Annotated in this window: 17 protein-coding genes; 5 read left to right on the top strand and 12 right to left on the bottom strand. The window is 57.5% G+C overall.

All coding sequences use genetic code 11. The annotated features are described in order from the left end of the window. Positions 1–132: 132 nt before the first annotated feature. From B7Y89_RS11635 to B7Y89_RS11615, 5 genes are all read left to right on the top strand, one after another. Entirely contained in the window at positions 133–1,377 is a 1,245-nt protein-coding gene (locus B7Y89_RS11635; RefSeq protein ID WP_292938668.1) for a Calx-beta domain-containing protein, read from the top strand. Beyond that, positions 1,308–4,349 (top strand): Calx-beta domain-containing protein, encoded by a 3,042-nt coding sequence (locus tag B7Y89_RS11630; protein ID WP_292938685.1) that lies wholly within the window; start codon positions 1,308–1,310, stop codon positions 4,347–4,349. The genes B7Y89_RS11635 and B7Y89_RS11630 overlap by 70 nt, the downstream gene beginning before the upstream one ends. Before the next feature lie 183 nt (positions 4,350–4,532). Continuing rightward, positions 4,533–6,911 carry a M1 family metallopeptidase gene (locus B7Y89_RS11625; protein WP_292938667.1) on the top strand — a complete coding sequence of 793 codons (2,379 nt, stop codon included), beginning with the start codon at positions 4,533–4,535 and terminating at the stop codon, positions 6,909–6,911. After that, positions 6,908–7,411 (top strand): DUF6702 family protein, encoded by a 504-nt coding sequence (locus tag B7Y89_RS11620; RefSeq protein WP_292938666.1) that lies wholly within the window; start codon positions 6,908–6,910, stop codon positions 7,409–7,411. Before B7Y89_RS11625 ends, B7Y89_RS11620 begins: the two co-directional genes overlap by 4 nt. Positions 7,412–7,542: 131 nt before the next feature. Then, positions 7,543–9,642 carry a TonB-dependent receptor gene (locus B7Y89_RS11615; RefSeq protein WP_292938665.1) on the top strand — a complete coding sequence of 700 codons (2,100 nt, stop codon included), beginning with the start codon at positions 7,543–7,545 and terminating at the stop codon, positions 9,640–9,642. Positions 9,643–9,661: 19 nt separating this feature from the next. Here B7Y89_RS11615 and B7Y89_RS11610 read toward each other — a convergent pair whose 3' ends face one another. From B7Y89_RS11610 to B7Y89_RS11555, 12 genes are all read right to left on the bottom strand, one after another. After that, complete coding sequence (locus B7Y89_RS11610; RefSeq protein WP_292938664.1) at positions 9,662–10,945, bottom strand: cation:proton antiporter; 1,284 nt, start codon at positions 10,943–10,945, stop codon at positions 9,662–9,664. Next, positions 10,942–12,246 (bottom strand): sugar MFS transporter, encoded by a 1,305-nt coding sequence (locus B7Y89_RS11605; protein ID WP_292938663.1) that lies wholly within the window; start codon positions 12,244–12,246, stop codon positions 10,942–10,944. Before B7Y89_RS11605 ends, B7Y89_RS11610 begins: the two co-directional genes overlap by 4 nt. 18 nt (positions 12,247–12,264) lie before the next feature. Next, complete coding sequence (locus tag B7Y89_RS11600; RefSeq protein ID WP_292938662.1) at positions 12,265–14,715, bottom strand: glycoside hydrolase family 3 protein; 2,451 nt, start codon at positions 14,713–14,715, stop codon at positions 12,265–12,267. A gap of 99 nt (positions 14,716–14,814) precedes the next feature. Further along, complete coding sequence (locus B7Y89_RS11595; protein WP_292938661.1) at positions 14,815–15,999, bottom strand: MFS transporter; 1,185 nt, start codon at positions 15,997–15,999, stop codon at positions 14,815–14,817. Then, complete coding sequence (locus B7Y89_RS11590; RefSeq protein WP_292938660.1) at positions 15,989–17,047, bottom strand: LacI family DNA-binding transcriptional regulator; 1,059 nt, start codon at positions 17,045–17,047, stop codon at positions 15,989–15,991. Before B7Y89_RS11590 ends, B7Y89_RS11595 begins: the two co-directional genes overlap by 11 nt. Positions 17,048–17,208: 161 nt before the next feature. Beyond that, a complete protein-coding gene (locus B7Y89_RS11585) occupies positions 17,209–18,705 on the bottom strand; it encodes a tryptophan halogenase family protein (RefSeq protein WP_292938684.1) in 1,497 nt (498 codons plus the stop codon). A 20-nt stretch (positions 18,706–18,725) separates the two neighbouring features. Then, on the bottom strand, positions 18,726–19,736 hold the full coding sequence (locus tag B7Y89_RS11580) for a cupin-like domain-containing protein (protein WP_292938659.1): 1,011 nt from the start codon (positions 19,734–19,736) through the stop codon (positions 18,726–18,728). Then, positions 19,733–20,455 (bottom strand): SapC family protein, encoded by a 723-nt coding sequence (locus B7Y89_RS11575; protein ID WP_292938658.1) that lies wholly within the window; start codon positions 20,453–20,455, stop codon positions 19,733–19,735. Before B7Y89_RS11575 ends, B7Y89_RS11580 begins: the two co-directional genes overlap by 4 nt. Continuing rightward, on the bottom strand, positions 20,452–21,999 hold the full coding sequence (locus B7Y89_RS11570; RefSeq protein ID WP_292938657.1) for a tryptophan halogenase family protein: 1,548 nt from the start codon (positions 21,997–21,999) through the stop codon (positions 20,452–20,454). Before B7Y89_RS11570 ends, B7Y89_RS11575 begins: the two co-directional genes overlap by 4 nt. Positions 22,000–22,118: 119 nt before the next feature. After that, positions 22,119–25,064 (bottom strand): TonB-dependent receptor, encoded by a 2,946-nt coding sequence (locus tag B7Y89_RS11565; RefSeq protein WP_292938656.1) that lies wholly within the window; start codon positions 25,062–25,064, stop codon positions 22,119–22,121. A gap of 322 nt (positions 25,065–25,386) precedes the next feature. Continuing rightward, a complete protein-coding gene (locus B7Y89_RS11560; protein ID WP_292938655.1) occupies positions 25,387–25,989 on the bottom strand; it encodes an HTTM domain-containing protein in 603 nt (200 codons plus the stop codon). A gap of 131 nt (positions 25,990–26,120) precedes the next feature. Continuing rightward, positions 26,121–26,543, bottom strand: coding sequence for a hypothetical protein (locus B7Y89_RS11555; RefSeq protein ID WP_292938654.1), 423 nt, complete (start codon positions 26,541–26,543; stop codon positions 26,121–26,123). Between the last annotated feature and the right edge of the window lie 48 nt (positions 26,544–26,591).

Here is a 26,591-nt window from a genome sequence, read left to right as displayed (position 1 = left end):
AAGGCTGGTTCCTTTTAATCAGCAATTCATCCGCGAGTCGAGCTGTGCTGATTCAAAATTGTATTCCTGTCAATAACTATGAAGAGGGTGAGGGCTGGATTCAGCTGAATATGGTTAACGCAAGGTTTTACATTGAATGAAGGAAGTTATAAGAGAAACTGCGTATCAGGCTGGCGAGAAGAGAGTGCAATGGCGAAGATATCTGTTTCTAGCGCGACTGCTATTGAAGGTAATTATCTTTCATTCACCGTTACGCTTGACGAGCCAGCGGCCGGCACAGAAATCGTTCGTTACCGGTTGCTTACGGGCAACGGGCTTGGCACCGCGGGTGTTGAAAATACCAGTTGGTCAGGGAATTTCGGTCAAATCTACCAACTCACCTTCGCGCCCGGCGAAACAACCAAAACAATCACAATATACATTCCATCAGATTCGATTGATGAATTTGATCAAAGTCTGACGCTTGAACTGTTTGATCCCATAAATGCAGAACTGGCTGGGGGAGGCCCCGTTTTGCGCACTACGGGTATCATCCTTGATAATGACGGAACGGGCTCAAACCTTGCCGTTCTGGTTGGCTCGCCGATTGTCTATGAAAATGACAGCGGTACGCAAATGGCGCGGTTCGAGGTGCGCCTCTCCCAGGCCCATACATCGTCACTTACGCTTAACTACTCGACAATCGACGGTTCTGCGGTCGCTGGTCAAGATTACATTGCAGCCATTGGGTCATTGACCATCGCTGCGGGCCAAGTCGTAGGCTATGTCGATGTGCCGGTCATTGGCGACCTTGCGATCGAGAACACCGAGACGTTCTTCCTCAAGGTTACCCCGCCAACCGCCGCGCCATCCGTCGCGGGCACCGTGGGCATCGCAACGATCCTGAACGACGATGCCACAATCGACCAACCATCCATCTCGGTCAGCAGTTATGCCGTGACCGAAGGCGATTACATGGCCTTCACGGTGACACTTGATCAGCCCTCGGCAGGCACAGTGTCTGTGCGGTTCCGGACGCTGACAGGCAACGGCTTGGGAACTGGCAGCGATGGCGACACCAATTGGTCTGGAGAGTTTGGAGAAATCTACCTCTTAACTTTTGCACCCGGCGAAACGACGAAGACGATCTCGCTCTACATCCCATCCGATTCTGTCGATGAAATCGATCAAAGCATAACGCTGGAACTCTTTGATCCCTCGCTGCTTTGCGGGCAATGGGCATCATTCTTGATAATGATGGCACGGGCTCAAACCTTGCCGTTCTGGTGGGCTCGCCGATTGTCTATGAAAATGACAGCGGCACGAAGATGGCGCGGTTCGAAGTGCGTTTGTCGCAACCGCACAGCGCTGCACTGGCGCTGGCTTACAATACGATAGATGGTACTGCCGCTGCCGGACAAGACTATACCGCGGTAACCGGCACACTGAATTTTGTAGCTGGCCAAGTGGTCGGCTATGTCGATGTGCCGGTACTTGGCGATACGGCGCTTGAGAATACCGAGACGTTTTTCCTGAAGGTGACCCCGCCCACCGCTGCACCATCCAACGCGGGCAGTGTGGGTATAGCAACGATCCTGAATGACGATGCCGCAATAGCCCAACCATCCATCTCGGTCAGCAGTTATGCCGTGACCGAAGGCGATTACATGGCCTTTACGGTGACACTCGATCAGCCTTCGGCAGGCGTGGTGTCGGTGCGTTTCCGGACGCTGACGGGCAATGGCTTGGGAACTGCTAGCGATTATGACACAAGTTACTACGGAGATATTGGTGACCTCTACGTTTTAACTTTTGCGCCCGGCGAAACGACAAAGACGATCTCGATTTATATCCCATCAGATTCGACTGACGAAATCGACCAAAGCATAACGCTTGAACTTTTTGACCCGTCGAACGCGGAACTGGCCGGGGGTGGCCCTGCTCTGCGGGCGATGGGCATTATCCTTGATAATGACGGTGTAGGCTCAAACCTTGCCGTGCTGGTGGGCTCGCCGATTGTCTATGAAAATGACAGTGGCACAAAGCTGGCGCGGTTCGAAGTGCGTTTGTCGCAACCGCACAGTGCTGCGCTCGCGCTGGCTTACAACACCATAAATGGCTCCGCCATTGCCGGACAAGACTATACCGCGGTAACGGGCACGTTGAATTTCGCGGCTGGCCAAGTGGTTGGCTATGTCGATGTGCCGGTACTTGGCGATACGGCGCTTGAGAATACCGAAACATTTTTGCTGAAGGTGACCCCGCCCACCGCAGCACCATCCAACGCGGGCAGTGTGGGCATCGCGACGATCCTGAATGACGATGCCACAATTGCTCAACCATCAATCTCGGTCAGCAGTTACGGCACGACCGAGGGTGATTACATGGCCTTCACCGTCACGTTGGATCAGCCTTCGTCAGGAACTGTTTCGGTCAATTACGGGCTATTGTCCGGGACCGGCTACGGCACGCTGAGCCAAACCGAAAGCGTCACCCTCTTCAATCGCACGGGTACGTTGGTCTTCGCACCGGGCGAAACCACTCTCACGCTTCAATTTAACACCAATAGTGACAATGTTGACGAGATTGACGAAAGCCTGACGCTGGTCTTGTTTGATCCCGTAAATGCTGAACTTGCTGGTGCTGCGCAGTCGCTGTCTGCCTCGGGCATTGTTTACGACAACGACGGCGTTGGCAACAACATTGCGATGGCCGGTGTTGCAACCGCCGTGCATGAATCGTTGTACCCTACAAACGAAGTTGTCTTCGAGATCAAGCTGTCGCAGCCATTCTCGTCACAGTTGCAAGTCAATTATACAACTGTAGATGGCACCGCGCTGGCAGGATCGGATTATGTTGGCGCAACCGGCACGGTGACGTTCGCGCCCGGCCAAACTGTTGCATATGTGCGGGTGACGGTGTTGGCAGACACTATTGTCGAGAGCGGCGAAACCTTCAGCCTATTGCTCACGCCGACCTCGCTTGCGCTTGGGCCTGCAAATCTGAGTGTGCAGGCGATCATCGCAGATAACGATTATTCAGGGTCTGATATTACCGGCACAGCGTTGAATGATTACATTGTTGGTACTGCGGGCAATGATATCCTCGCGGGTATTGGTGGCAACGACGTCCTGATTGGTGCGCAGGGCGGCGATATCCTTAACGGTGGCATTGGCAATGATCTGCTTGACGGCAGCGCAGGTGGCGATCGGGCGGTGTTTAGCGCGACACGCGCGCAGTCTACGGTAACCGTCGGATCTAGCGCGCTGACAGTCAGTTCGGCATTGGACGGCACTGATACGCTGGTCCGGGTTGAACAGATCCAGTTTGCTGACGGGCTCTATTCGTTCACCTTCAGGAACCCGGGCGCAGCAGTCGTCGCCAACTTCAATCCTGCCAACGGCTGGGCCTCGCAGGATCAGTTTCCGCGTCATATTGCAGATGTGAACGGCGATGGCTTTGCCGATGTCGTGGGCTTTGGTTTTTCCGGCGTGCTTGTCTCGTTCGGATCGGCAAACGGCAGCTTTTCCGGCACGAGCCTTGTTGTTGCCAACTTCGGGCAGACTGCCGGGTGGGCGTCTGACAACCAATTCCACCGCGAATTGGCGGATGTAAACGGCGATGGACGTCACGATATCCTGGGCTTCGGCTTTGCCGGCACGCTGGTCTCGCTCGCCCGCGCCGATGGCACTTTTGCCAATCCCACCACTGGCATCGCCAACTTCGGCACCAATCAAGGTTGGTCAAGCCAGAACGGCTTCGCGCGCACTGTGGGTGACGTCAACGGTGATGGCAAAGCTGACATCATCGGCTTCGGCTTTGCCGGTGCGCTGGTATCGCTTGGCAACGGCAATGGAACCTTCCAAGCCGTCCAGACCGGCGTTGCAAACTTCGGCGTGGCCCAAGGCTGGACCAACGACAACAATTTCCACCGCGCCGTAGCAGACGTGAACGGTGATGGCCGCGATGACATTGTTGGCTTCGGGATAGCTGGAACGCTGGTCGCGCTGTCCAACGGCAATGGCACTTTTGGCCCTGCACAACTGGTGTTGAGCGATTTCGGCGTCAATCAGGGCTGGGCGAACAACGACGCTTTTCCGCGCATGGTCACAGACGTAAACGGCGATGATATTGCCGATATCGTCGGTTTTGGAATAGCGGGCACACTGGTGTCCTACGGCAAGGGCGATGGAACGTTCACCACTGCCGGGTTTGATCTTGCCAACTTCGGCACCAACCAAGGCTGGAGCAGTAATAACACCTTCTACCGCGATGTCGCCGATGTCGACAACGATGGCCTTGCCGACATCATCGGCTTCGGCATATCGGGCGTCCTCATCGCTTACAACCAGGGTGACTTCTTGTTGTGAGGTCCACAGCCCGAATGCACTTCGGGGGAGCAAGCTAAGCCGTTGTCTTCAGTTCAGCCCCCTTGGACAGGGAGTGTTATAAGGCGTTGACGTAAATGATATGATGTAACAGCGTGCACCCAATTGCGGCCATCGGTGGATGATGGCCTGAAATAGGGGGCCGCTGTGCGTCGTTCGTTCTTTGTGTCTGCTTCGATGTTGGCGTTAATCGTGCCGGTGTTGACGCAGTCAGCCATCGCAAACCCCATCGAACAGACCAAGGGCGCCTTTGTTGACAAATTTCGCCAATTGGAAGGCGAAGATTGGCCCACGCCGACTGATTATCGCAATGCGTCGGGTGCACCCGGATATCGGTATTGGCAGCAAAAGGTCGATTATGACGTCAAGGCGCGGCTGGATGAGGCCAAGCGCCTCGTCACTGGCAGCCAGACTATCCGATATCGCAACAATTCGCCCGATGCCTTGCCCTATCTGTGGCTGCTGCTGGATCAGAACGACTACAAGCGCAATTCCATCGCCGAAATGACCAACACCGTCGCGGGCGATAAGATCAGCCTTGATGAAGTGCGCCGGGCCAAGCGGATGCAGGAATGGGAAGGTGGCTTTACAATCAGCGCCGTCCGCGATGCATCGGGAAAGGCGTTGCCGTTCACGGTGGTGGACAGCCTGTTGCGCATTGATCTGGAGCAGTCCGTAGCGGGCAATGGTGGCGAAACCAGCGTCTTTATCGAATGGTCTTTTCCGATGGCCGAAGCCAATGTCGTAGGCGGGCGTTCGGGTTATGAATGTTTCACCCAGCCCGGCGAGGATGGAAATTGCATTTTCGAAGGCGCGCAATGGTTTCCGCGCCTTGCCGTCTATTCCGACTATGAAGGCTGGCACAACAAGGCGTTTCTGGGTTCGGGCGAATTCACGCTGGAATTTGGTGACTACAAGGTCGCTTTGACGGTTCCGGCCGATCACGTTGTGGCGGCATCAGGCGTGTTGCAAAACCCCGAGACGGTGTTGACCGCCGCGCAGCGTCAACGGCTTGAACAGGCGCGCAGTGCGCAAAGCCCGGTCTATGTGGTGACTCCGGAAGAAGCGGTAGCCGCAGAGCGGGGCAAGGCTGCTGGCGAAAAGACGTGGGTCTTTGCCGCTGAAAACGTTCGCGATTTTGGCTGGGCGTCATCGCGCAAATTTGCCTGGGATGCCCTGGGTGTGAAGCAGGACTTTGCCGAACAACCGCTGGTGATGGCTATGAGCTTTTTCCCCAAAGAGGCACGGCCATTGTGGGATGCTTATTCCACCAAATCGATTGCGCATACACTTGATGTCTATGGCAAATTTGCCTTCCCTTACCCCTATCCCGTGGCACAGTCGGTCAATGGGCCGGTGGGCGGGATGGAATATCCCATGATTACCTTCAACGGCCCGCGCCCGGTGAAAGACAAGAAGACCGGGAACCTGACCTATACCGAGCGGGCAAAGTATGGCCTGATCGGTGTGGTCATCCACGAAATCGGCCACAACTGGTTCCCGATGATCGTCAATTCCGATGAGCGCCAGTGGACGTGGATGGATGAAGGCCTGAACACTTTCCTGCAATTCCAGGCCGAGAAATTGTGGGACAAGGATTTTCCGGCGAGGCGGGGCGAGCCGAAAGATATTGCCGAATATATGCTTTCGCAAAACCAGATGCCGTTGATGACGCAATCGGATTCGATCCTGCAGTTTGGCGCCAATGGCTATGGCAAACCCGCAACCGCGCTGACGATTTTGCGCGAAACCGTGCTGGGCCGCGAATTGTTTGATCGCGCTTTCCGCGAATATGCCGTGCGCTGGCGGTTCAAGCATCCGACGCCTTATGATTTCTTCCGGACGATGGAGGAGAGCAGCGGGGTTGATCTTGATTGGTTCTGGCGGGGCTGGTTCTATTCTACCGACCATGTTGATATCGCGCTGGATAAAGTGGTGCGGGCGCGGCTTGATGGGGGCGATGCCGATGCCGAAGCGATGGAACGCAAGCGCCGCCGTGAGGCTGAACCCAAATCGCTGACGGTCATGCGCAACACGGCCAAGACCGTTACCGAGCGCGATCCTGCCACCCGCGATTTCTACGACAGGATCGATCCGCTGGACGCGACCGCCGCCGAACGTCGTAAGGCGGCTGAAGCGTTGAAAGATCAGACGGCGGAGGAACGGGCGGCCCGCGCGGTAAAGGACAATTTCTATCGCTTCAGCTTTAGCAACCGCGGCGGATTGGTCATGCCGGTGATCCTGAAAATGGATTTTGCCGATGGATCGAGTGAGACTGCGCGTATCCCGGCAGAGATTTGGCGGACCAACCCCAAAGCCGTCACATGGCAGTACCTTTCCAGCAAAACGCTGGTGAAGGCCGAACTTGATCCGATGTGGGAAACCGCTGACGCTGATCGTTCCAACAACGTCTACGCCGGACAGATTGAACCGGTTACGCTGGGGATTGATAAGCCGGAAGATGCCAAGAACCGGATGAAGGATTCAGACATGACAGTGCTGCCGGATGGCCTGCGCACTTACGACGCGCCCGGCAGCAAGTGACTCTTATCCGATACTATGTCGCGCTGGGGATAGCGCTAAGCAGCCTCATACTGGCCAGCGCCCCTGCCGCGGCGCATCGCGGGCATGATGCGATGAGCATCGTGACACTGGCCGCTAGTGGCAAGCTAACGGTGTCTCACCGGTTTGAAGCACATGATCTGGAACCGGCTTTGGCGCAGATTGCACCCGATGCGCAAACGAGCCTTGATGATCCCGAGGCTATCGCGGCGCTAAAGACCTATTTGCTTCGCCGGTTCTCGGTTTCTTCGAATGGGAAGGCCGTGGCGCTGACTGTGACGGCGGTGGAGATTGATGCGGCGCAAGTTCGCGTAGAATGTGCCGCTACGATCCAAGGCAGGCCAAAAGCACTGGAAGTTCAGTCCACTATCTTGCGCGATGTTTACCCCACTCAAATCAATCAGGTTATTTTCCGGCACGGTAAAACTGTGCGCACCCTGCGCTTTGCGGGGAGTGAGGCTTATAGCGTGCCAGTGCGCTGACCTGCTTAAATTTTTCAAATTGAAGTTATGATATCTTGTATCATGGCTTGGATATGGCCTATAGCGAGCGTGAGCCAAAATGCGTTGTTGTTTCAAAACAGCCGCACGGATCGCTAAAAGGATTGATAGCAATGAAACTTGCTCGCTTACTGGCCAGTGGTACCGCAGTTGCTGCGCTTGCTCTTGCTGTTCCTGCTTTCGCGAATGACGGCGCTGCCGAGGATGGTGACCAAAGCAGTTCGCACAGCCAACCTTCGACCGAAATTATCGTAACCGCGCCATATGCGCGTGATCGTGACATGGTGGCGACTGCAGTTACCGTCCTGCAAGGCGATGCTCTGCAATTGCAGCAGCGGTCCACGATTGGTGAAACGCTTGCGCGGCAACCCGGCGTGTCTTCAAGCTTTTTTGGTCCGAACGCATCGCGTCCGATCTTGCGCGGGTTGGATAATGAACGCGTCCGGGTTCTGACGGATGGCATTGGCAGCTTTGACGTGTCCAATACCTCGGTCGATCATGCCGTGGCGATCAATCCACTGCTCGCGGACCGGATCGAAATTCTGCGCGGACCTGCGGCTTTGCTTTATGGTTCTGGCGCGATTGGCGGCGTGGTGAATATGCGCGATTTGCGTATCCCGCGTGAGGTTCCCGAAGGTGGCCCCCATGTTGACGCCGTGGCAGGCTATGCCTCTGCCGCGCACGAACGCAATATCGGGGCCTCGGTCAACGCACCGCTGGGTGGCGGGTTCGTTGCCCATGTCGATGGCAGCTTTTTTGAATCCGATGATTACCGCAGTGGTGGCTTCATCTTTAGCCGCAGTCAGCGTGATGCCGCTGTTGAAGAAGGTGGCGAACTGGCCGAAGACGCAAGTGCGTTCGGCCGGGTTGATAACACCGCGGCTCGTACATGGGATGTGGCCGGAGGACTTGCGTGGATTGGACAGGATGGGGCGAATTTTGGTTTGGCCGTTAGCCATCTCACCAACCGTTATGGCATTCCCAACGGCCTCGATATCGGCCACGAAGAAGAACTCACAAACGACGAAGGCCACGGCCACGCCGATATCATGCTCGATATGCGCCAGAACCGCGTCGATCTGCGCGGGGCAGTGCCGCTGAATGGTGCATTCAAGGAACTGAAGGTACGCGCCGGCTGGGCCGACTACCGTCACAATGAGATTGAATCTACCGGTGAAATTGGCACCCGCTTTTTCAACCGCAGTTGGGAAGCGCGCGCCGAATTGGTGCAGGCCAATCGCGGCGGCTGGCAAGGGGCAACCGGCATGCAAGTATTCAGCCGGAACTTCAGCGCAGTTGGGGAAGAGGCATATATTCCCGCCAACCAGACGCGCCAGTTCGGGCTATTTACGCTGCAAGAGTTTGATCTGGGTAATCTGCGCCTCGAAGCTTCTGGCCGCTATGAGCATAGCACGGTAAAGTCTGCCCCGGTTGGCCGGGAACGCCGGTTCGATGCTGTGTCACTGTCTGTCGGCGGTTCAGTAAAACTGGCAGAAGGTTGGCGTCTTGCCCTTAGTCTTGCACGTGCGGAGCGAGCGCCTGCCGCTGAAGAACTGTTCGCCAATGGTGCCCATGCCGCAACCCGTGCATTCGAGGTTGGCAATCCCGGTTTCGGGATTGAACGGCAATTGGGTGCAGAGGCCGTGCTGCGCGGTCGTGGAGAAGGTTGGCGGCTTGAACTTTCCGGCTTTTTCAACCGGTTTGACAACTTCATTTCGTTGAATGCCAGCGGCGATGAGGCAGACGGATTGCCGGTATTCCAGTATGCGCAAACAGACGCACGCTTTTATGGCTTTGAAGTTGAGGGAGCGGTGACTTTGGCGCAATTGGGGCGTACTCGCGTTGAGGCGACTGGCCTTGTTGATTATACGCGCGCCGACATTCTGGGCGGTGGCGGCGCCGTGCCGCGCATTCCCCCGCTGCGACTGATCGGCGGTTTAGAAGCTGCAGGCGATGTCGTGGGTGGCCGTCTGGAAGTGGAACACGCCACCGCGCAGCGCCGCATCGCAGCCTTTGAAACCACCACGCCTGCTTGGACAATGGTCAATGCCAGCGTGTCGTGGAAGCCGTTTGGTGCTGATGCTCAAACGACGTTGTTGCTTCAGGCCAACAATATCTTCGATGTTGAAGCGCGGCGGCACACCAGCTTTTTGAAAGATGTGGCACCCTTGTTTGGTCGCGACATCCGGGTAAGTGCCCGCGTCAGCTTCTGACACTGAACAGGGCGGTGTATCATGCGCCGCCCTGAACATCAGTCACAGCAGCCCTGGTATCACCGCGTGTGCGTGCTGCGCGGCCATAGACCAGTTCAAACAGAGGCGTTGCCATCAGCGTGGTAACGATAGCCATCAACACCAGAATGGCGAAGAGCGCCGGACCGATGATCCCGCGTGAAAGGCCGATGTTGATGATAATCAGTTCCATAAGACCCCGCGCGTTCATCAGTGCGCCGATGCCCATTGAAGTTGCATGGTCTTGGCCAGATAGGCGCGCCGCAAGATAGCAGGCACCGCCTTTGGCGAGGATCGAGGCGGCAAGGATCGCCAGAGTTACCGTGAGGAGCGATGCGCTGCCAAGCACTTGCAATTGGGTATTCAGGCCCGAGAACGTGAAAAACATCGGCAATAGAAAGACAACCGTGAACGGTTCAAGCCGTGATCGGAGGTCTTCGGCAAATTTGCCGCGCGGCATAGCGGTTCCCAGCAGAAAACCGCCGAACACAGCGTGAATGCCCGCGGCGTCCATCGCCCACGCACTGAGCAGAAACAGGATCAGGACAATCGCCAGAACACCGTCGTCCACCGCGCCGCTGCGTTCGGCCATTGTTGAAAGCCGTTTGAGCTGTGCCGGGGCGATCCAGATCATCACCACAGCAAAGGCCAATCCGCCGCCAATGGCCCAGATGGCCGTGGCAGCGCCTTCGCCCATGCTGGCGAGCACCAAGGCGATGACGGCCCAAGCCCCGGCATCACCGATGGCTCCGGCTGACAGCGACAGCAGCCCAAGCCGAGTACCGGCAATGCCGCGTTCGTGGATGATCCGCGCAAGCATCGGAAAGGCGGTAATGGCAATGGCTGAGCCGAGGAACAGCGCGGCCTGCCCTGAAGAGACTTTGGGTGAAAACAGGCCCGGATGTGTCAAAAGCCAAGGTATCATAAGCGCCGCAACAGCGAACGGCGCGATCATCCCACCAATGGATACGGCCGCAGAACTGCGTGCATGCAAACGAAATTCGGCGCGATCAAATGTCAGCCCGACAATGAACATGTACAGTCCGACCCCCAATTGGGCACCGACGTAAAGCACCTTACGCGATTCTGCGGGAAACAGCGCGGCCTCGATCTCGGGCAGAAGCATCCCCAGCAAGGATGGCCCAAGCACGATCCCGGCGATCATTTCGCCCACCACTTGCGGTTGGCCCATGAACCGTTGGGCAAACCAGCCGATAATACGGCACGTTGCCAGAATTGCCGCCATTTGCAGAAAAAACAGGATGCTGGCTTGGGCCGCGGTCATGCTTTCGCTGTGACAGTGTGCGGCTTTGCAGCAAACACACCGAATGCGGCGATCACAGCATAACAGAGCGCTGGCAGGATGAAGGCGATGGCGAGGCTTCCCGACATATCGGCCAGTGTTCCGGTCAGCGGTGGAATGACCGCGCCCCCCACAATGGCCACACAGATCACGCCCGAACCATCTGCCGTTCGTGGCCCCAGTCCTTCGCAAGCCAAGCTGAATATCGTGGGGAACATGATCGAATTCATCAAGCCGATCAGCAGCAGTGCATAACCCGCCACTGCTCCGGTGGTATTGGTGGAGATAATGATGAGGGCGATGGCGCCAATCGCATTGGCTGTCAGCACTTTTGCCGGGCTGAAAATACGCAACAGGCCCGAGCCGAGAAACCGCCCAACCAACGCGCCACCCCAGTACAGCGGGATCAACTTGCCTGCCGACTGTTCGTCAATGCCCAGCACGGAAGATTGCATCAGGTAATTGACGATGAACGAGCCAATCGCAACTTCTGCACCGACATACAGGAAAATGCATGCCGCGCCGAAGCCAAAGCGCTTCTGCTTCAGCAGATCGAAACTGCTGATGATCGATCCGCTGCTGTGTCGCTCACCTTTCAGGCGGTTGCGGTTGAACCACACGACTGCGGCCACCACGGCCAATGCAGCTGCAAGGCCAAGATAGGCCATCACCACCACCCGGGTGCCTTCAACGCGGTAAGCATCAAGTGCTGTGCCCGACAATTGCGCGGCTGAAACATCTGCTAGACCGCCAAGGATCAGGATCGAGCCGACATAAGGAAAAATCGTCGTGCCAAGCGAATTGAACGCTTGGGCAAAGGTTAACCGGCTGCTGGTGGTGTTGGCAGGGCCGAGCAGAGAAATCAGCGGGTTGGCCACCACTTGTACCACAGTGATCCCGGCTGCTAGCACGAACAGCGCCATCAGGAACACCGCGAATGTCGCGCTGGCCGATGCAGGGACGAACAGCAGGCAGCCGCCCATCATCGCCAGCAGCCCGACCACTGCGCTGCGCATATAGCCCAGCTTTTTGACCAGCGCTGCACCGGGGATCGATATTGCAAAATAGGCGGCAAAGAACGCCGACTGCACCAGCATGGCTTGCGTGTAATTGAGCGTGAACAGCTCTTTCAGCTTTGGAATGATCACATCGTTCAGTGATGTGATCCCGCCAAAGATGAAGAACAGCGCGAAGACAAACACTTGCAGGCCCGGCGCATCTATCGCCGTCCCGTTTGCATCGCCTGCGTTTGAATCACCCAACTGGCTTGGTGCAAGCGCCATGCTAACTCCCCTGATTTTCTATTTTTGGTGAACTGGTGGACATGGAACTATGTCCCCTGCTGCCTCAATTTTGGCATTGCGTAAAGTTGCAGTGAATCCAGCCGGTGCAGCAAGGCGGAGCGGCGCGCCCACTGCTGATAGATTCGCCCCGGCATCGTGGAAGCACCGCAGTGATATGCGGGTCTGCGTGATTGAACCGGCCGGTGCCGCTCGCACCAAATCGCCAATGTCAACGGTTGCATCGCCGAACGAAACTTTGACAGGACCTGCCACCGCGCGATCAATCCGCCAATCGAGGAGAAGCACGAACCCGCCACCAAGCTGGCGCATCAGATTGACTGGTGAACCTTCAATCGACAGAACGCCATCGGCATTCCAGGTGAACTGGCGGGCATCTTCCTGAGCGGATAAGTCTACAGACCGTACCGTAATTGCACCGTCCACCCCCAAATGCCAAGGCGCTGGTACATTGCCCCGTACGAAAAAGTTATCGGTGCTGGCTGCCGCCGACAGATCCATACGCGGGTCTTCGTTCAGCTTGGCAAGGCTGGACGGCTTCGCATAGCTCATGCCATAACCTGCAGGAAAGGCTGGCTTGTCGACAGGCGAGCGTGCATCGTCCGGCCATGCAAACGGCAGCTTTCCGGTAAAGTCTCGCGCTGCTTTGCCATTGGCCTTGGCGACCAGCACATCAGCTACGCCATTGCCTTGCGTACCGGGCAACCACGCGGCAACAAAGGCGTCGGACTGGTTGATCAGCTTGCTGGCAAACATCGGGCGACCGGATAAAAATACCGTAACGATGCGCGTGCCTTGCCCCTTCAGCCGGGCGATCAGCGCTTCTTCCTCAGCCGTTGTGCGGAAAGCGATGTCGGGCATATCGCCTTGAAATTCGGCATAGGGCCGTTCACCCAGCACGACCACAGCAACATCGGGCTTGGTCAAAACTGTGCCGTTGGCCGAAATCGCGGCTTGGCCGCCTGCGGCGATAACCTGGCTGGCGATGGCTTGTCCGATTGTCTGGCCATTGGGGAAATCGGCAGATTTCGTGTCGGTTCCTTGCCATGTAATTGTCCAGCCACCGGCCTGCATGGCCATATCATCGGCACCAGTCCCGGTGATCAGAACGTTTGCACCGGGCCGCAGCGGCAAAACACTGCCTTCGTTTTTAAGGAGGACCAGCGATTTGGCCACAGCCTCGCGCGCCAGGGCAAGGTGCGGGGCAGCCCCGACCATGGCCGGATTGCCGCGCTTCACAGGCTTTGCATCCAGCATGCCAAGCTTCAGTTTGACCCGCAAAATCCGCCTGACGGCATCATCAATCCGCGCTTGCGGGATCACGCCTTCGCGCGCTTCCCGCAAGGTATTGGCGAACAGCAGTTTCCAGCTGTCGGGGGCCATGAACAGATCCAGCCCAGCATTGATCGCCGCAGGGCAATCGGTAACGGTGCAACCGGGGATTTGACCATGGCCATTCCAATCTCCAACCACGATTCCCGCAAAGCCCATGCGGTTTTTCAGAACATCTGTCAGCAGGGATTTGTTGCCGTGGTTTTTCGCCCCGTTCCAGGTTGAAAAGCTGGCCATGACGGTCAAGGCACCGGCGTTGATGGCAGCGGGATAGCCCATGGCATGCTTTGCGATCAGTTCGCTTTCAGAGATTTTCGCATCGCCCTGGTCCTTTCCATCTGCCGTGCCGCCATCGGCAAGAAAATGCTTGGCGGTTGCAGCAACGCGGCTGGAGTGCAGCGGTTTGCCCGCCACCAATTTGCCTTGCAAGCCCACGACCATGGCCTTGCCATAAGCGGCCACCAAGGTAGGATCAGAGGCATAGCCTTCGTAACTGCGGCCCCAGCGCAGATCCTGCGGAACTGCAAGCGTCGGCGCGAATGTCCAATCAACTCCGGTCCCGGCAATCTCGGCGGCAGTTGCTGCCCCAATTCGCTGGATCAGCGCGGGATCACGTGCAGCACCAAGGCCGATGTTATGCGGAAAGATGGTTGCGCCGGGCAAATTCGAATGACCGTGCACGGCATCCACGCCGAACAGAATGGGCACGACTGCGCCAGACTTGCGCGATGCATCGTGGAAAGCCGAAACCAGCTTGTTCCAAGTTGCACCATCGGCGCGTTCATCGCCATATGGGCCGCTGTTTCCGCCCGCCAGGATTGACCCGAGCGGATATTGCGCCAGATCTTCAGGTGTGATCGCCGAAGTATCTGCCTGGATCAGTTGCCCCACTTTTTGTTCAAGCGTCATCCGCGCAATAATGGCGCTAATGCGGGCTTCATCCTTTGCCGTTGAAAAGGAAGAGGGGCTTTGGGCGGCAGGCCACAACGCCGGATTGGCTGTTGCATCGGGTGCGGTAGGCATCGTTGCAGCAGCAGGTGCCTGCGGCTGTTCTGCCCGACCAATCGCTGCCCAACTGCCGGACAAAAGGATCGCCGCCATCAATGCCGATTTGCGCATCGAATCTCCCGTTATTAATTTGTGAACGTTATCATTGCCGAATGACACGCTCGCTGAAAGAAATCAAGCGATCTCGATTATGCACCAAGCTTTGATGGATTATCTGCGACGTGCCGGAACAAGCAGGGCGGCCGCTCCGAATGCAAGGACCGCCAGCAGCACAAACAGCCCTCGATAGCCCAAAGTGGGAATCAAAAGGATGGTTAGGCCCGGCATGATCAGCGATGGCACCGTATTCGTCAGATTGAACACGCCAAGGTCCCTGCCGCGCCGGTTGCCACGCAGCAGCACGCGCAAGGTTTGGGCAGAGTGCAACGCCAGAAAAACGCTGCTGCACAAGTTGAACACGGCATAGCCGGCAATAGCAATGATGGGGCTTGGGCTCCCGCCCATCAGCAGCAACGCGGCAGCAGCAAGCGCTGCAGCAACGCGCAGCGGCAGCAGCGGCTTGCCATGGCGATCCGCCCAAGAACCAACGAAGAGCGTTACCGGCACGGACACCGCCAACATGCCCCCGAAAATCCGGGCGGTGGTGGCATCATTGAATGATGGGTCAAGCGATCGCAACCAAAAGTAAAGATAGGCAAAAAGTGTCGCTTCAGACACTTGCACCATCAGTCGTGCCAACCACATACGCAGCAGGACGGCGCGGCCCGGCATATCGGCTTGTGCAGACGGCGCATCCTGTTCCAGACTTTTTTCCGGCCTGGTTGATCCAATCAGGAGCAGTGGTGCAACGCAGCACACTTGAAGCAGCGCAACGATCAGCAAGCGTGCTTCGGGTCCGGCAAGTCCGGGCGGAGTGATCATCGCCCCTGTCAGCGCACCTGCGGCTGGCGCAAATGCCATCATCCCGCCCAATTTGCCTTTTTGCTTGTCCGGTACGCAATCTCCGGCCCACGCAGACAACGGGCCAATCATCATGTTGAGTGCCAATTGCCAGCAAACAAGCACTACTATGTGTGCAACGAATGTAGTGATCTGTGTGGTCAAAAGCAGCAATCCGGCTGACAGGATCAACCCGGCAGCCACCCATATCCGCCGGCCACCCACAAGATCACTTGCCCAACCAAAGGCGATGTTGCCAATGCTGGCCGCAACCGCTCCAGCAAATGCAATCGTGCCGATCCATGTCACGGCCAAATCATTTTGGCCCGGCGTTGCAGTAAGAACTTCAATCCTGACGGGAAGCAGGATCGTCAAAAATGGAATATAGGCGATTGCAGCACCCGCCCAAGCAAGCGCAAACAGAGGCAAAAAGCGAAACTGGCGGCTATCCCGCATTACGCGGCGCGGCGGTGGACTCGCGAATAACCAAGCTTGCCGGGACGACTACCGGCGTGGAAGCTGGACAATCACCACGCTGCGCGGCAATCAAAAGCTCTACCGCGCGCGCCGTAATCTCGGCTACCGGTTGGTCGACGGCAGTCAGAGGAGGGCGCGTAAAGCGCACGAGCGGAGTGTTGTCGAAACAAATCAACGATAAATCAGCGGGAATGGACAACCCCATTGCATGCGCCACTTCTATCGTAGCCAATGCCATCTGGTCGTTGCTGACGATAATGGCGGTGGGCGGGTGCGGCTGGGTTAGCAAAGTCTGTGCTGCAAATTCGCCTGAAGCATAGCTGAAATCGCCGGTGGCAAGCAGGCCTTCGGTACTAGCTCCGGCTTCGGCCATTGCCGCTTGCCAGCCATCGACGCGCCAACTGGAAAGCTGATAATCAGCAGGCCCGGCGATAAAGCCGATGGTGCGATGACCGAGCGCCAGCAGATGCCGCGTCGCTTGTTGCGCAGCGCCTTCGTCGTCCATGGTCAGCGCAATACCGTCGCTGTCGCTGCGTGAACCGATGCGGGCAAACGGGATCTGTCGTTGCGTCAAAAGCCCGGTGATCAGCGGATTGTCAGAGTGCGGCGGCGTAAGAATGACCCCATCGGGTTGGAGCGCTGCAATGGCAGCGGCCAGTTCGCGCTCGACATGGTCATTGTGCGTATCCACCAGTTCGATGATCAGGCGATAGCCATGGTCCGCGCAACTGAGCATGCCGCCAAGCAGCATCTGGTCGACCCAGTCCGTCCCTTGTCGCGCGCGCCAATCGGCAATCGTGCGGTCCCGGTCATTTAACGCCAGAATGATATAGGAACGCGATCCGCTCATCCGTTGCGCAGCAATCGAGGGCACATAGCCCAACTTATCAATGGCCGCCTGCACCCGAACCTTCATTTCAGGCCGGACGTTGGTTTCGTTATTGATTACGCGGCTGACCGTTTGCAGCGATACACCGGCCTCGGCCGCAACATGCTTGATCGTAACCGCCTGCTTACGCCGCGCCATTTTTGGATTTAGTCCCCACTCGCTTTGCAGCGATCACTGTTAGCCGGATCGTTGGCGCATTGCCAGACATGAACCCGATCAACCGCCATCTGTTTGGGTAAGCCCTTGTGTTTAACCCCGCCTTTGTTGCGGACTTCGGGCAAGCGCAATCAGTGCTGCGCTCATGCAACTTGCGCCTCACGCACACCGCAATAGTGCGAAACATAGGCAAAGTGTTCAGGCATACCGGCCACGGTGCGGGCAACGTTATCGCGCAAGGAAGCGAGCAGATAGGCCAGTTCGTCATTGCTCAGCTTGGCGGCTACGGGATGATAGCTTTGCGGCATGATCCCTTGGCCCATCATCACTTGCACCCAGCTGTTTTCGGCAAACAGTTCTTCGTTGCGCCGGAAGACACGGCCGGTTTCGCGAAACAGTTCGATCTTTTGTTCAAGACTGTCGGGCACTTCCAGCGATGCGCAGTGCCGCCAGAACGGGCTGTCAGTCCGCTCGGTCGCCTTGTAGTGCAGGATCAGGAAGTCGCGGATCTGCTCCATGTCGGTAAACTGCTGATCGTTGAATTCGGCGATGTCACGTTCGCTGGGGCGTCCTGCCGGAAGCATGCGCAACAGGCGCAAAACGGCGCGCTGGATAAGGTGGATGCTGGTGGATTCCAGCGGCTCCATGAACCCGCCTGACAGCCCCACCGCGATGCAGTTGCGGTGCCATTGCTTGCGCCGCGCGCCCGTTTTGAACGAAATGAAGTTCGGTTCGGTCAGCGTCTTGCCTTCAATCGTGCCCAGCAACCGCTCAAGTGCGGCATCGCGGTCCATGTAGCGGCTGCAATAGACGATGCCGTTGCCCGCACGGTGCTGAAGCGGGATGCGCCATTGCCAGCCTGCCTCATGCGCAATGGCGCGGGTATACGGCACTGGCGGGCGCACGCTGGCAGTTTGAATGGCCACTGCGCCATCGCAGGGCAGCCAGTGGCTCCAATCATCGTACCCGGCATGAAGCGCGCCTTCGATCAATAGCGCGCGGAAGCCAGTGCAGTCTACGAACAGGTCACCTTCGATGCGGCGCCCGCCATCCAGCAACAGCGCAGCGATATCGCCGGTCGCGCCGTCAAGTTCAACGTGGGCAATGCGGCCTTCAACCCTCTTGCAGCCGTCCGCTTCGGCCATTGTGCGCAAAAAGGCACCATAGAGCGATGAATCGAGCTGATAGGCGTAATTGATCCGGTCATCGGGCAAGTGTGCGAACTTACCCGCTTCGGCTGCTTTCAGTTCAAGGCAGTAATCGTCATAAGGCTCTGTGTGGCCCTGGGTCTTGCCGTGCATCCAGAAATGCTGGAACCCTGCTGACCAATGATCCTTGCCCGTGCCGCCGAACGAGTGGAAATAACGCTCCCCCACATCCTTCCAGTTTTCAAACATGATACCAAGTTTGAAGGTGGCCTGCGTCGCCTTCATGAACTCGGCCTCGCCAATGCCCAGCAGGCGGTTATAGGCAACCAGCGGCGGGATGGTGCTTTCACCCACGCCGATTGTGCCAATTGCATCGGATTCAACCAGCGTCACTTCGACCACCGGACCCAGCGTGCGGGCGATTGCCGCCGCAGCCATCCAGCCCGATGTACCGCCACCGGCAATTACGATCCGGCGAGGCAGAGTTGGCATTTCCATGGTCTGTCCTTTGGTCATTGGCTGAAACTGCGCAGGAGAAAGGCGTTCATGCGACCGGCACTTTGCGCATCAAATGGTGCAAGAACGCCTTGTGCGGGTGGCGGAATGTGGGCGGCAGCGTCTGCGCCGCCCGAAAAGACATAATGTTCGAACATTGCGCGCCAGACATCCCGCTGCGCTGGCGGCAGATCGCGGATCGCCAGAATGGCATGATTGAGCGCGTTCTGCGGCTGGCCCAGAAAGCGCGGCGTATCGCGCCACCAGTAATTGATCAGCACGTTGAATGGCGCGCTGGCCTCGACATGGTGGTACCACAGCGACGGGATATACAGTGCGTCGCCCGGTTCCAGATCGGCAACCATGGCACTGGCCATTGCATCGGCGAAGCGGGGATAAGTGGCAAGGTCCGGCGCAGCCAGATCCACCATGCTCACGGCGCGCCCGGCCGGAGTGTTGTCAATCGGGCCGAGATAGAGATTGCGGAACTGGTCGGGCGGGAACAGCGTGAACCGGCGTTGGCCCACTGCGCAACACGCCAGATTGTCGGGAAAATCGTTATGCGCCGCAATCTTTGTCGGTGTGCCGATCCATATGCTGGCCAGCGCATCGCGCGGTGACAGGGGCATCGGGTTGGCGCTGCCGAGCCCATCGAAAAACTGTTCGATATCAATCGATGCAAGGTACACGGTGGGCACAACAGGGTGTGCCTCGGCTGCATCGAAACCGGCAAATATCTTGTCGAGCCGGCCATGGGCCATGCGGAAATTCATCTGCATGTCGGCGTCATAGAACAGCCGCCCGCCCGCCTGCGGATCACCCATCGACACTGCAAAATCACGATCACGCGCATGGGCCAGCAAATGTGCGCGCGCCTCGCGGGCTGAGCGTTTTGCGGCTTGGACAAGCGGCCAATCAGCCACCAAACCGCGCACGACAAACGGCTGGTCTGCGCCTGCGATTGCCGCGTCAAGCGCTGCGGCATCTGCCACCGTCACTTCGGCAACAGGCGGCAAGTTTTGGATCACGCGCCGGAAATCCGTGCATTGCGGCGCGCCACCAGCCCGCCAAACTGGCTGACCGAAGCCAGTGCCATGAATAGCGGCATCAGATGTCCGTCGCGGTGCAGTTCAGCCAAGGCAGCGCCGTCCAATGCGCGCAATTTGTCCTCATTGATCGCCAAAAAGCCCACAAGTGTATGCTTTGATCCATCAACCAGCGGGACTTCAAGCGTGAATGGCTCCAGCAGATCATAGCGTTCAATCGCAGCAAAGAACGCTCCGCTGGCACGATAGGCACCATCCAGATCACCCAGCAATTGCGCGGCATTTTCCAATAGCGGGCTTGGCCGGCCGTCCTCGTCAAACAACCGTACGCCACCGCCGTTTGCCTGGCTGACGCGCGGATGATCCAGATCGATGTGCACTTGCCCCAAATCATCCGCGCCTTCTGCGCGCCCGATCAGGAACGGCTGGACCGCGTGCGCCAAAGGCTTGCAAGGCGCATCCCAGCGGTTGCCTTCAAGGAACAGGTTCTCGCCATTTTCAAACCCAAATAGGGCGAGGGCAGAGACTTGTCCGGTGGCCAGATCACGACGGAAAACAATGGGATAGTACGCCTGCAACGCACGGAATTCGTGCGGCGTGGCAAGGGCTGCCATCACATTATCGCCCAGCGCGGCTGACGCAGTATCAAGCACACGCAGATCGCGGTGGGTTACAGAATCGACAATGACATGCTGGCTCATGGCAGACTTTCCAAAACGGGTTCGACACAGGCCTTGGGCAACAAGGCGCTGTTCGTGGGCAAGGCTGATGCAAGCGCGCGCGAACGATGGGCCACTTCATCCAGCCGTTGCCGGGCTTCGGCAATGTTTCCGGCATTGGCTCCTGCAAAGGGCGGCGGAGAAAAGCCCATACCGTAAAGCACATAAGCATGGCTTTCGGCGGGAAAAATCTCGTGTGCCTGGGGGAAGTCCCAATCCGATGGCGGTTGATCGCGCCACAACTCCATCAACGCAGCAAGCCGGGGTGGCACATGTGCAGGATCACGCTGCGCCAGCCAGTATGGCTCACTGCGTTGGCTGGGCAGGTAATGCAGCTTGAGGAATTCGATGATCCGGTCCCAGCGATAGCGGAACAGCGCGTTGAAACGTTCGGCATGTATTGGCAGGACAGCGCGGCTTTGGGGAAAATTGGCGCACAGGGCCTGCAACGAAAGCTCTATCATCACGATGGCTGACGCTTCCAGCGGTTCAAGGAAACCCGCAGACAGACCAACGGCAACGCAATTTCCGCGCCAGAACTGTTCACGGTGCCCGGTCGGGAAGCTGATCTTGCGCGGGGAAAGCCCGGCTATATCTGCGCCCGGCACTGCCTTTGCGATATAGTCTGCCAGTACCGCGCGCGCTCCATTTTCATCCATAAAGCGCGAGGCATAAATGCAGCCGATGCCGCGCCGTCCGGGGAGCCCGATATCCCAGATCCATCCGGCCTCATGTGCCGTGGCGATTGTGGCAGAGGCAATCGCGCTATCGGGCAGCACCGGCACTTGCACCGCCAGCGCGGTGTCATTGAAAAGCACATCGCTGCGGTCGATCCAATCCACTCCGCAATGCTTGCCGATCAACAGGCCCGCCAGTCCGGTGCAATCGATGAAAAGATCGCCGGGGATTGTGCCTGCATCATCAGTGACAAGTACAGCAAGGTTGCCATTTGCCGATTTCGTCACATCGGTGACCCGCGTGGCGATGTGTGTCACGCCCAGCCGACGGGTTGCATGGCGCATCAGCAGTGCGGCAAATTTTCCGGCATCAAGATGGTAGGCGTAATTCAGCGCGCCTGCATATCCGGGCATAGCTGCCTGGCGCGGCGCAAGATTTCGCGCCACGGCGGCGGCTTGTGCGGTCATCGCATCGGCATAGGGCAGGGCGCATTCCGTGTTGCGCGCGGCCCATGCGGCCACCAAGGCTTCTGTGGCGTAAGGCGGCGGCGGGGTGAAGGGGTGCAGATAGCTATCGTCTGCGCCGCCGGTGACCCAGCCATCAAAGCGTGAGCCTTGTTTGAATGACGCATCGCAGCAGCTTATGAATTCGGCCTCATCAATGCCGATAGAAGCCAGCGTGCCGCGCATTGTCGGCCAAGTGCCTTCACCAACGCCGATGGTGGGGATATCGGGCGCCTCGACCAGCGTGACCGACAATTCAGGCCGCTTGGCCGCCAGCTGACACGCCGACAGCCATCCGGCGGTGCCGCCGCCAACAATGATAACCCGTTGGATTTCTGCGTTCATGTCGGTTCGATCATAGCGCACATTTGTCCGCTGCCATATGTGAAGCTTCCAAAGAACAAGAGCCGCACTGCAATGCGGTGCGGCTCTCATTCATGCGACCCTCAGGCTTTACTGATGGATCAGAACTTGAAGCGGGCTCCAGCAGCGTAGCGGGCGTAACCGGGTGCCGAGAAGAACACCGTCTGGCTATTGCGCATATGGCCACTGCGGTCAGCGTTTGTCACGTTGATACCTTCAACGAATACGGTCACGCCTTGATCGAACTCATAACTCGCGCTGACGTCAAACTGACCATACCCATTGGTGTAGAAGGGATCGAAGCCGTAGTCGCTCAGGAATGATCCGCGCCAGTTATAGGCAACACGCGCCTGCATTCCGTTCTTGTCGTAATACAATACCGCGTTGGCGCTATCGCTTACGCCCCGAACGGCGAACTGCGGCACAGTGTAACGCTGGGTATTATCGAACTGCGTATCGCTGTTCACAATCGTGTAGTTCAAGATCGTACCAAAGCCTGTTTCCCAGAAGGTGTGCTGGATGGCAAACTCCCAACCGGACAGCTTGGCCTTTTGATCGCTATTGGCGGGACGGGTGATGATGAAGTTCACCAGTGGATCTGTCGCTTGGCCGTTGATGCCATTGAATGCGCTGTTGAACGACGAAGGATTGCGCGCAGCAATGAAAGCAACAATGTCTGCCGCAGAAGCATTTGCCCCGAGTGCAGTCCGAGCAGCGGTCGCATCAGCACCGGCAGCAGCATTGGTCAGCGCGAATGCAGGCGTGTTGACCTGTGTCTGGCTGATAAAGTTGCCGACGTTTTTGTGGAAGTAGCCAACCGAGATGTAGCTGGTCGGGCCATAATACCATTCAGCCGACAGATCGATGTTCTTCGATTTGTAGGGCAACAAGCCGGGGTTGCCGCTGGCACCGGTGCTGCCACCGATACGGATCGGTGAATCCAGCGTGGTGCCGCCTTGCATGCTGCCATAATCGGGACGCGTGATGGTGTGGCTGTATGATGCACGCAGCTTCACGTTTCGGATCGGCGACATGTCGAAATCGATAGCTGGCAACCAGTTTTCATAGCGGCCGGAAAGCGAGGCTGCCGCTTGCGCAGTGCCATAGACAATGGCGGTTTCATTACCGCCGGTCCAAACCGTACCTGTCGGGATTGGAACAAGCGCTGTGGAATCGATGGTCGTTCGTTCATAACGCAGACCCAGACGCAGGTTCGCCACGTCTTCGCCCAGATCAAACTTGTGTGTTGACTGGATATATGGCGCCCAGGTCTTTTCACGCACGGTGCGGTCGGCGGTATACTTTGCCAGACACGTTCCTGCTGTCTGCGCCGATGCGCAAATGCCCAAGGAAGTATCGAGCAATTTGATCAGCCCGACGGTATCAACCTGGAAGTAGTTCGGGATGAGTGCGGGGTCGTTAGAACCTGCCATTCCCTTCAAGTCTGCTGACAGGTTGGTGATGCCGAACAGGCCATCAGGCGTGTCAGCGCTGGAAAGCGTGCCGCCCCACGTGTCATTCTGGATAACGCCGAATGCCGAGCGGACTTTGTTGTCGGTATAGGTTACGCCGAAATCGAGGCTGTCGATGATCGATGAATCAAAGTCATAGCCGCCCTTGAGCGACACTTCGTTGATTTCATCGCGCATATAGGCGTTGCGGAAAGCGTTGCCAGCCGGACGGATATTTGCAGCGTTGATTTCAGATCCGGGGAACATCGCGACCGAGATCACCGGCATGTCGCTGGTAAAATCAACCCGCTGTGATTGGACGCCAAAGATGGCGCTGCCCACCGCGATACCGCTGCCATAAGGCGATGTCGGCTTGCTTTCAGCAGTGGAGTGGTGTCCGTCCAGTTCAAGACGAAGACCGCCGGGGCCATCCCACTTCAGGTTGCCGCCGATTGAATTGTTTTCCGAACGGTTGGCCGCCACCGCACCGGTAATGGCCAGATCCTTGCCCGGACCAAATTGCTCTGCATAGAAGTTCGGGCCTGCCGCAGGGCCATCGGTCCAACTGCTGCTGGTGTCGCCGTGGTTGAACCATACGCCGATGCTGTTGGTGCGCGCATCGATCTTGTTCGATGAATAGGTGTAATCCACCGTTGCGACCAGCGTATCGGTTGGCTTGAACTGCAATACGGCTTGGCCGTTGATGCGTTCACGTGTGAACGAGGTGAAATCGTATCCGGCGTTTTGCGTGACCTGATAGGTATCTGTGGGGCCGGGGCGGTTGGTGATGTTGGCAAAGCCCGGGCTGCCCTCCATCGCCAGTGAACCCCAGTTGTTTTCGTTGCCCAGATAGCCTTCGCGCCAACCGGCATTGAATTGCGCCTGGCTGCCCTTGCGCAACTGGTATGAACCGCTCAACAGGATGCCGATGCGGCCATCGGCAAAGGTGTTGCTGATGATGCCCGAAACTTCGGGCGTGATCGGCTTGCTGTCAAAGCGTGACGTATCGTAAACGGCCTTTGCGCCGATGCTGCCCTGGAAACCTTCGCGGTCCAGCGGGCGGGCGGTCTTGATGTTGATGACCGAACCGATGCCACCCGAAGCCAGCGTGGCACGGCCCGACTTGTAAACTTCAACTCCGGAAATACCTTCGGAGGCAAGGTTGCCGAAGTCAAAGCTGCGCGAGGCAGGCGCGGCGTTGCTGCCGCCAAGGGTTGAAGTTGGCATTTGGCGGCCGTTGAGGACGACAAGGTTGAAGTCTGGACCGAAGCCGCGAACGGTTACGGTCGACCCTTCACCGCTGTTACGGTCAATCGACACACCGGTGATGCGCTGGAGCGATTCTGCAAGGTTGGTGTCCGGGAATTTGCCAATATCTTCTGCCGAGATCGCATCAACAACACCTTGTCCTGCACGCTTGATATCAAGCGATTGCTTAAGGCTGGCGCGAATGCCTGTAACCACAATGGCATTTTCGCTGTCGTTGGAAATTTCGTCGGCAGTTTGTGCAAAAACCGGCTGAGCACTGCTCAACAACGCCAGCGCCGAAACGCTGACGGCGCTGATGGAACGCGCGCGCCTTGCAAAACCCTTCATATCCTACTCCCCTGTTGCGAACCGACTCAAGTCGCCGCGTTGATAACGTTCATCTGAATGATAACGTTCACTTCGTCAAGGGTGCATAGTTTCATCCGCCATGCCCTTCGGGGCGGATTGCCGACTTATCAGTGCTTTCGGGACGGTGGTTTTGGTGAGATGTGAGCGAGATAGGGTTTATGCTGAATGTTCAATTTGCCCATCGAAGGCGTGCGGTCCCGGGACCTGGTTGGACCCGCGAATGCCGCCGGAGAATTGCCTATCATCTGCAGAAGCGTCCCATCAGGACGCTGCAGCAGTTGCCCAGGTATTTATGGAATAGCTATCCCAGTGGTGGACGGACAGCTGCCGTCATCACTCTTTCCTGCAGCCACAGGATTGACGGATAAGCGCAAATCCAGATCCAGAAAAAGCGGTTGAGGCCAAAAAGGCAGGCGTTTGCACCGTGGAACAAGGCCGCGATGGCCAGCCCTGCTATCAATGTTGGTGCAGACAGGAACGTGAGGGGGAAGGCGAGTTCAAATATCATCACGGCCCACCCCGCGCCGAACAGAATGCGCGGGCGATCTGCCCATTTGCGGATATTCTCTCCGGCGGGATATGCGGAAAAGAGGAAGACATCTCTCAGGGCTTTACCGCTCCGCCAATCGGGATTTTTGATTTTGACCCAGCCTGCGATCAGATAGCTCAGCAGCAATTGGATCCCCAGATAGCCGAAGGCGAGTTCCTGCCACGCGGGATTGGACAGGTTAAAAGTGCAGGTGAGGCAGAGCAGAACGAGCAGGCTCATGCGGTCTGCCCCGCCATTATAGGGGCCGTTGAAGAAGGAGAGAATGAAAAGGTGGTTCACCACCAGCGCAAGAGCAAGCAAAGACGGACCAATGCCCGGCAAGTGTATGCCCAAAGACGCTGCCAGCAGCAACACAGACAGGAGAAGGCGCGGGACAAACAGCAAGCGTTCCTGCAAGCGGACCGCAGGGCGCAAATGTTCGAGGCTTTGTTGAATAAACGCGGCGGCCATCATCCCCGATGTGAGGTTTACAGCGGTGTCCAGCGTCATCGCGTTATCAACCCTGCCATCAGGTGCGCGCCGGATAGATAGGCGATTTGGCTGGTAACCGCATGATCCGGGCCGCTGCGGCTGACGAAGCGCAACCGGATTTGCAGATAGGAGCCAGCATCAAAGGCCTCATGACGATCAAGGTGCCGGGCCACGCGGAGCAGCAGTTCGCGCTCGCTATGTGCGTCTGTTTCTGCCGTCGTGACTGTCATCAAGCGTTCGGCAAGGCTGACCAGAAACAGGTTCTCGTTCCACTGCGGATTCCACAACATACGGCGCAACGTTGTGGCGGGTTTGAGAACAGCCGGGCGTGGCCGAAATTCCTGCCAATGTTCAGCCACACTTTTGGGTGCTGACAACACGGCATAGTCCACACGCGGACTCTCGCTCACCGCATCGAAAAAGCGCCATGACGGCACGATCGCGGGAAGCAAAAGACGAAAGGCAGTGAACGGGAATATGATGCG

The organism is Novosphingobium sp. 32-60-15 (assembly GCF_002280675.1).
Lineage (GTDB): Bacteria > Pseudomonadota > Alphaproteobacteria > Sphingomonadales > Sphingomonadaceae > Novosphingobium.
Note: the sequence above shows the minus strand (reverse complement) of the source record. Positions and strands in the feature narration are given on the sequence as shown.

Coding starts and splice junctions, on each gene's coding strand:
- B7Y89_RS11630 (WP_292938685.1), top strand. CDS start 1,308: ATGGCGCGGTTCGAAGTGCGTTTGTCGCAACCGCACAGCGCTGCACTG.
- B7Y89_RS11615 (WP_292938665.1), top strand. CDS start 7,543: ATGAAACTTGCTCGCTTACTGGCCAGTGGTACCGCAGTTGCTGCGCTT.
- B7Y89_RS11610 (WP_292938664.1), bottom strand. CDS start 10,945: ATGACCGCGGCCCAAGCCAGCATCCTGTTTTTTCTGCAAATGGCGGCA.
- B7Y89_RS11605 (WP_292938663.1), bottom strand. CDS start 12,246: ATGGCGCTTGCACCAAGCCAGTTGGGTGATTCAAACGCAGGCGATGCA.
- B7Y89_RS11600 (WP_292938662.1), bottom strand. CDS start 14,715: ATGCGCAAATCGGCATTGATGGCGGCGATCCTTTTGTCCGGCAGTTGG.
- B7Y89_RS11595 (WP_292938661.1), bottom strand. CDS start 15,999: ATGCGGGATAGCCGCCAGTTTCGCTTTTTGCCTCTGTTTGCGCTTGCT.
- B7Y89_RS11590 (WP_292938660.1), bottom strand. CDS start 17,047: ATGGCGCGGCGTAAGCAGGCGGTTACGATCAAGCATGTTGCGGCCGAG.
- B7Y89_RS11585 (WP_292938684.1), bottom strand. CDS start 18,705: ATGCCAACTCTGCCTCGCCGGATCGTAATTGCCGGTGGCGGTACATCG.
- B7Y89_RS11575 (WP_292938658.1), bottom strand. CDS start 20,455: ATGAGCCAGCATGTCATTGTCGATTCTGTAACCCACCGCGATCTGCGT.
- B7Y89_RS11570 (WP_292938657.1), bottom strand. CDS start 21,999: ATGAACGCAGAAATCCAACGGGTTATCATTGTTGGCGGCGGCACCGCC.
- B7Y89_RS11565 (WP_292938656.1), bottom strand. CDS start 25,064: ATGAAGGGTTTTGCAAGGCGCGCGCGTTCCATCAGCGCCGTCAGCGTT.